This is a genomic window from Streptomyces sp. NPDC052036 (assembly GCF_040680495.1).
In the GTDB taxonomy this organism is placed as follows: Bacteria; Actinomycetota; Actinomycetes; order Streptomycetales; family Streptomycetaceae; genus Streptomyces.
The window spans coordinates 1-6,640 of the sequence record NZ_JBFAWW010000089.1 but is presented as its reverse complement, the minus strand read 5'-3'; the positions used below and the strand labels follow the sequence as shown (position 1 = coordinate 6,640).

Genomic DNA, 6,640 nt, shown 5'->3' with positions numbered 1-6,640 from the left:
TCGACACACCCCACGACCTCGACCGCAAACTCCGCCGCGAGTTACGCAGGATCCAACTCCGACCCCACCTCACCGACGGCTGCCTCACCGCCACCGGCCTGGCTATCGACCCACCGACCCCACCCTGAAAACCTCAGTAGCAGATCCCCCAACCTGTCGACTGCACTGTGCGGGCCACCGACGCGCGAGGTCACAAGAAGTCGAAGCCACCGCCCTGCCTGTGCTCCTCCCTCCAGCGGAACGGACCGAACTTCTTGTACCTGACTCGTCTGACGTAGCCGGGGCCCCTCTCCTCGATGACCTCCTCGTCGGGCGTGCGCTCACGGGCCACGGCCATGGCGGCGGACCCCCCGACGGTCTCAAACAGCACGACCAGCGTGCTGCCCCAGCCGGACGGGATGCCAACGGGGAATCCCGCCAGATGTGAGATCCATTCTCCGAGACGGAGAGTGGCGGGAGCCAGCCAGATCAGCTCGGCGGCGAAGGCAAAGAACGGAAGTGCCAGGGCACAGGCGAACAGGAGACCCCAGAGGCCCTTTCGCTTGGTCCGCTTCCCTCCGGCCACCTCCTCCATGATCAATCCACGCACGGCCCTCGGCCCATAGACCATGGCCCTGGACGTCGCGGCAGCCACGACCAAGAAGGACATGTTGAGGACCGCGACGCAGATCGCCAGCGCTGGGAACTTCCCACCGCCGTTGGGCAGGGTGAAGCCGGCCACCCAGAACGAGGCCGTCCACATGCCGATCGCCCCTCCGAGAAGCCCGAACAGCAGGCTCAGCATCCGCACCAGTGCCCGGGCGTTCCGAGCCCGGGGACCGGCGTTCCGGGCCACTTCCATTCTCGCCGTCTCAAGCTGCCCGATCAGCTCGGCTGATCTCTTCTCCGACTGCTGCACTAGGCGGCTGGCCTCGGAAAGCGCCAACTTTTGCATGGGGAAGGGTTCTGTGCCGCCGCCGAGTGGGCTGCGCAGGGCCCGGTGGGCCAACTTGACGGCACGCGGGTTACGGGCCAGCACGAGGCTCTCCCCCTCGGCCGAGGTGACGCTCAGCGTCGGAGTCTGGTTCGGCACCTGTTTGGGTACCCAGTGGCTGATGAAGTGGTACAGCTCGTCGGCGCTGATGAAGCCGTCCGCGTTGAGGTCGGCCTCCCCGGTCCGCAGACCGTGCACGACTGCGGAGGTGAACACCGATGCCTTGCCTTCTTCTCTACTGGCGAGGTCGTTCTCGGGTGCGCTCTCGTAGCTGTACTGGAGGGCGGTGGAGGAGGTAATGACGATCCGGCCGCTGCCCTCGAAGGTCTCCTTGAGTTCGACCTCCTCCTGGTCACCGCGGGTACGCATTCCCCTGTTGAAGGCCCCGCTGTAGCAGCAGTCGAGCAGCAGGATGGTGCGTCGGCTGCGGCTCTCTTCCATGCGGGCGGCGATGAATTCCGCGTCGACCGAGGTCGCGGCCAGCGCGTCGAACTCGCTGTCTCGTGTGATGAAGTGCAGCCGGTTGCGGCGGTCCTTGCGGCCGTGGCAGGACAGGTGCAACAACAGAGTGTCGTCGCTGGTGGCCGACCCGAAGAACTGCTCGATCGCTTTCTTCCAGATCCGCGTCGATTTGTCGACCAATACGTTCACCTCGAACCCGCCAACCTCCTGGTCGCCCAGGACATCGCGCAGTTGCTCGGCGTCGGAGGCCGCACCGGGCAGGGAGGCGAACCGGGAGTCGTCGTATGTCTCGGTGGCCAGCACCAGCGCCCGCTTAGCCATCGGAGTCATCTTCGCGGCCGGTGGAGGAGAGGTGTGTCAGGAAGGCTTCGACGATCCGACGGCGCTCGGCGGGCGATCCAGCTTCCAGGACCAGTTCGCTGTCGTCGATCCGAAGGGTGACCGTGCCCGAGGTGCGGCGGGCCAGCCAGTCCTGGACCAGCAGGATCAGTGACCGGATGGCGGGTGCTCCGGCCAGGCCCAGGACCAGGGAACTGTAGACGGTGGCGTCACCGGCCCGGGTGCCGTGGGGTGCCGGTGGGGCCGGAGTATGTTCCATGTGGAGCAGTGGGAGCTGGTCGAGTTCCTCGATCAGCGACTCCATCTCGCGTTCGGCCGTCTCCGCGCCGTCCGGATCGCTGAAGACAAGGCCGATCTCTACTGATTCTCGTGCTCGTTTCATTCCGCCCCCGTGGGTGTGGCAAATCAAGGTGCGGACAGAGTGCCACAAGGGGGTTGCTCACGAGGGGAGTTCGTCGGATCGGGCTCGGGTTGTCGTAGATGCTGAGGGCTGCGGGCCGGCGCGTAGTGCCTTGCCGTGCGATGCGCTCGGAGCGGCAGGTTCTCTGCCGGCAGGGCGCCCCGAACACGTCGGGCGTGTCCGTGAACGCTGTCAGACGGCAACGGTAACGGTGCGGACGAGGCCGAGGTCGGTGAGTCACCTTCTCGTTCAGATCATCAGCACTCAGTGCCACCAGCGCATTCTCGCTCTTAACATCCTTGCCCGGGCTCCGCAGTTAATCGGGGTTCTGGGCCTTGGATGAGGTCGAACTTGCTGATCAGCGGTGTGGCAGTTGGTGGGACTCGAGGTTCGCCCTAGATACACGCTTGTTGGCGATTTCCCTGAACCGCCCCGGGTCAGGTGGAGGCTCGATTCCATGTAAGAAGCTGTTGTCTTTCCGGGCTTGAGGGATGCGTTTCCGCTGGTCGGGCGCAGGGCCGGGGGTCCCGTGGGAGTAGTGGCCTGTCGTGGTGTCGCTTCCCGGGAGGTCGTGGATGCCGTCGGTGGTTGGGCTGTTGGAACAGCGTGAGCTGGGTGCTCGCCGTCGCGTGGACGAGCTGCGTGAGGAGGCTGATCGCATCCAGGCCGAGTTGGCCGCGGCCGAGCTGGAATGGCAGGAGTGGGTGATCGCTCGCAGGCGGGTCGATGGGGTCGCCGTATCATCCGCCGCAAAAACAACGGATATCGCTGACCTGGGGAGATGTCGCTCGGATAGCCAGAACTCCGCGGTCGCTGACGACGGGATCAGCAGCCCTCTTCACGCCGTGTCTTGAGGAGCGGCCGGGTCGTTCACCATGCAATGCGGTAAGCCGTCGACACGACAGGTGTTGCCGCGTGTGACTGCTTGTGGTGGGGGTTCTCGGTGGCGGCCCGTGTGTTCGCGGATGACGAGCTGGCGCGGCTGCGCGGCTTTCCGGAGATCAACAAGGAAGAGCTGATCCGGTTCTTCACGCTGACGCCGGCGGACGTGGGGTTCATCGATCCGGGCCGCGGCCGTAGCCCGAAGGACCGGCTGGGGCTGGCGGTCCAGCTGTGCACGCTGCCGTGGCTCGGGTTCGTTCCGGACGACGTTTCCTCGGCGCCGGTGGCGGCGGTGGCCCGGTTGTCCGAGTACCTGCAGATTCCCGTGGGTGAGCTGCGGTTCTACGGGGAGCGGAAGCAGACCCGCACCGGTCATCTGCGTGAGGTGATGCGGTACCTGAACTGGAAGCCAGCGAAGGTGCTGGAGTTGAAGGAGCTGGACGAGTTTCTGCTCGCCCGCGCGATGGAACACGACTCGCCGTCGCTGCTGTTCCGTCTGGCGTGTGAGCATCTGGCGTCCTCGCGGGTGGTGCGGCCCGGGGTGGTGAAGCTGCTGGAGCGGGTAGCCGCGGCGCGGGCGGAGGCCGGGCGGGAGACGTACCAGCGGGTGCGACATCTGTTGACGCCGAAGTTGATGGGTGAGCTCGACGGTCTGCTGACGGTGGACTCCTCGATCGGGACGACGCGGCTGAACTGGCTGTCCAAGGGAGCGACCGGGGACTCGGCGAACGCGGTGAAGGCCGAGCTGGACAAGGTGGCCTTCCCGCGCGGGCGGTCGGGCGCCGCCTGACCGCGCAGTCATTGGACCGGCGCGAGCCGCAGCGCCGTCACCCGATCCTGCTGACGGTGCTCTCGCAGTCCGCCGCCGATGTGCTGGACGAGGTCATCAGCCTGTTCGACCAGGCCGTCTCCGCGCGGGAGAGCCGGGCGCGCACCAAGATGCGCGACGAGCTGGCGGCCCGTGCCGCGGCCGGGGAGGGACGGCAGGCCCTGCTGGACAAGATCCTGCCGGTCCTGGTGGACACCGGGATCGAGGACGAGATGGTCGGCGGGCTGCTGCGGAACACCATCGGCATGGAGCGGTTGCGGGCCGCCGTCGCCCAGGCCACTGGCAGGCTGCCGCGTGACAACGGGCATCTGGCGATGCTCGACAACTCCTATTCCTACTTGCGGCAGTTCACCCCGGACGTGCTGAAGGCGATCAGCTTCACCGGCGGCACGGGCTCCGAGGCACTGATGGAGGCCGTGACGATCCTGAAGAAGCTGAACGCGGACGGGGCCCGGAAGGTCCCCGACCATGCGCCGACGGATTTCGTGCCTGCGAAGTGGGCCGGCTATCTGGAGCAGGCGGCTCGGGATCGGGATGTCACGGCGTACCGGCACTTCTGGGAGTTGACGGTGCTGCTGGGCCTGCGCGACGGGCTGCGGTCGGGGGATGTGTATGTGCCGTCCTCGCGCCGGTACGCCGATCCGGCGTCGTACCTGTTCACGCCCGCGCAGTGGGCGGCCGAGGCCGCCGAGCTGAAGGAGGAGCTGTCGGAGCTGCTGCCGCTGGCCCCGATCGCCTCTTTGCTGGTGGAGCTGGACCGGCGGACCGGGTTCCTGGACTGCTTCACGCACGCCGGCGGCAAGCAGGCCCGCTCCCCGGAGCTCAAGCGGAACCTGCTGGCGGTGCTGATTGCGAACGCGACGAATCTGGGCCTGGTGCGGATGGCGGAGGCGTGCGGGATCTCCTACGACATGCTGGCCTGGACCCAGGAGTGGCACCTCCGCGAGGAGACCCTGGCGGCGGCGAACGCCGCAGTCGTCAACTACCACCACCGCCTCTCGCTGACCCAGGCGTTCGGCGGCGGCACACTGTCCTCCTCGGACGGGCAGCGGTTCCCGGTCAAGGGTAAGTCGACGACCGCGCGTGCGATGAAGAAGTACTTCGCCGGTCAGGGCCTGTCGACGTACACGCACGTCTCGGACCAGCACACGACGTTCGGCACGAAGGTCATCGTGGTCACCCGCCGGGAGGCGCACTACGTGCTGGACGAGGTCATGGGCAACAAGACCGACCTGCCGATCACCGAGCACGCAACCGACACGCACGGCGTCACCCTGGTCAACTTCGCACTGTTCGACCTCGTCGGGATGCAGCTCTCGCCGCGCATCCGGGACCTGGGGAAGATCACCCTGTACCGGATGGACCCGCAGCGGGACGTCAACAGCCTCTGGCTGGTAGCCGGGCCCCTGCTCACCCAGAAGATCAAAATGGGGCTGATCGAGGAGAACTGGGACGATCTGCTCCGCCTGGCGGGGTCGATCAAGTTCGGGCACGCCACCGCCTCGCTGATCGTCGGCAAGTTGTCCGCCTCCTCCCGGCAGAACACCCTCGCCGCGGCTATGAAGGAGTACGGGGCGCTTCGACGCACCATCTACGCCGCCCGCTATCTGGCGGACGAGACCTACCGCAGGAAGATCGCCCGGCAGCTCAACAAGGGCGAGTCCCTACACTCCCTGCGCCGCAGCCTGCTCTACGCGCACGAGGGCGCGATCCGCCACCGCCACCTGGCCGCACAGACCGAGCAGGCATGGTGCCTGACGCTGCTGACCAACTCGGTCGTTACCTGGACCACGGAGTACTACAGCCTGGCCATCGCCCAGATGCGGGCCGAGGGCCGCGCGGTCGACGACGAACTCCTCGCGCACATCTCCCCGGCCCACAGCGAGAACGTGAACTTCTTCGGCACGATCAACGTCGAGGTCGACACCGAACTCGCCAAGCTCGACCCGGCCGGCTACCGGCCGCTGCGGCCCCGTCGGCCAGACCGGCCCTGAGAAGCCTAGGGCCTGTCCGGCGGATCATGCCGGGGCGGCCCACTGGCGCTGAATCGCTGTAGCGTCCCGCCGGACAAGGAGCTGGGTGGAGCAGGTTGGGTCCGTCGATAAATACCTCGACATCGGTCGCGGTGATCGGGGACGCTTCGCGCGATGACCAGAATCGACGACACCCCGCCCGCGTGGGACGAGCGCACCCAGCTCACCACGTTTCTCGACTACGCACGTGACACCGCCCGCGCCAAGTGCGATGGCGTCTCTGCGGAGAACGCACGCAAGGCGCTCCTGCCGGGCTCACCGCTGATGACCATGAGCGGACTGATCAACCACCTCCGCTGGGTCGAGTACTACTGGTTCCAAGTGGTCTTCCTCGGCGAGGAAGACCGGGGCCCCTGGACCAAGGAGGACCCCGACCGCGAGATGCGTATCGCCGTCGACTTCCCGCTCACGCAGTTGCTCGATGAATACGCTGAACAGAGTGCCCGCTACCGCGAATTGGTCGCCGGGAACGGCCTGGACACGCATGCCCAGCGAGCCGTCCGCAACGGCCTCCACGTCGACCTGCGCTGGATCCTCCTCCACCTCACCGAGGAGACGGCCCGCCACAATGGCCACCTGGACATCCTGCGCGAGATGCTCGACGGCACGACCGGCGACTAGTGTCTCGTGATCTGGTTTGTGTCAGTTCGAGTTGTTGTTGACGAGTTTCTTCACGGCGGTCTGGACGAGCCGGACCTTGGCGAGGATCTCCCCGGCGGTTG

The 6,640-nt window shown here is 66.7% G+C and carries 6 protein-coding genes; 4 read left to right on the top strand and 2 right to left on the bottom strand.

All coding sequences use genetic code 11. From position 1 onward, the window contains the following. Positions 1-190: 190 nt before the first annotated feature. Complete coding sequence (locus AB0L95_RS41560; protein WP_365171804.1) at positions 191-1,738, bottom strand: caspase family protein; 1,548 nt, start codon at positions 1,736-1,738, stop codon at positions 191-193. Positions 1,739-1,748: 10 nt separating this feature from the next. Continuing rightward, the gene (locus AB0L95_RS41555) at positions 1,749-2,156 is read right to left on the bottom strand and encodes a hypothetical protein (RefSeq protein WP_365171802.1); all 408 of its coding nucleotides are present in this window, start codon (positions 2,154-2,156) and stop codon (positions 1,749-1,751) included. Between the two features lie 647 nt (positions 2,157-2,803). On the opposite strand from AB0L95_RS41555, the gene AB0L95_RS41550 reads away from it, so the two are divergent. From AB0L95_RS41550 to AB0L95_RS41535, 4 genes are all read left to right on the top strand, one after another. Next, complete coding sequence (locus tag AB0L95_RS41550; RefSeq protein ID WP_365171806.1) at positions 2,804-3,028, top strand: hypothetical protein; 225 nt, start codon at positions 2,804-2,806, stop codon at positions 3,026-3,028. Positions 3,029-3,117: 89 nt separating this feature from the next. Beyond that, the gene (locus AB0L95_RS41545; protein ID WP_365171800.1) at positions 3,118-3,846 is read left to right on the top strand and encodes a DUF4158 domain-containing protein; all 729 of its coding nucleotides are present in this window, start codon (positions 3,118-3,120) and stop codon (positions 3,844-3,846) included. Between the two features lie 56 nt (positions 3,847-3,902). Beyond that, positions 3,903-5,879, top strand: a complete 1,977-nt coding sequence (locus AB0L95_RS41540; RefSeq protein ID WP_365171798.1) for a Tn3 family transposase — start codon at positions 3,903-3,905, stop codon at positions 5,877-5,879. Between the two features lie 153 nt (positions 5,880-6,032). After that, complete coding sequence (locus tag AB0L95_RS41535; RefSeq protein WP_365171796.1) at positions 6,033-6,539, top strand: DinB family protein; 507 nt, start codon at positions 6,033-6,035, stop codon at positions 6,537-6,539. Positions 6,540-6,640: the final 101 nt, after the last annotated feature.

Coding starts and splice junctions, on each gene's coding strand:
- AB0L95_RS41555 (WP_365171802.1), bottom strand. CDS start 2,156: ATGAAACGAGCACGAGAATCAGTAGAGATCGGCCTTGTCTTCAGCGAT.
- AB0L95_RS41535 (WP_365171796.1), top strand. CDS start 6,033: ATGACCAGAATCGACGACACCCCGCCCGCGTGGGACGAGCGCACCCAG.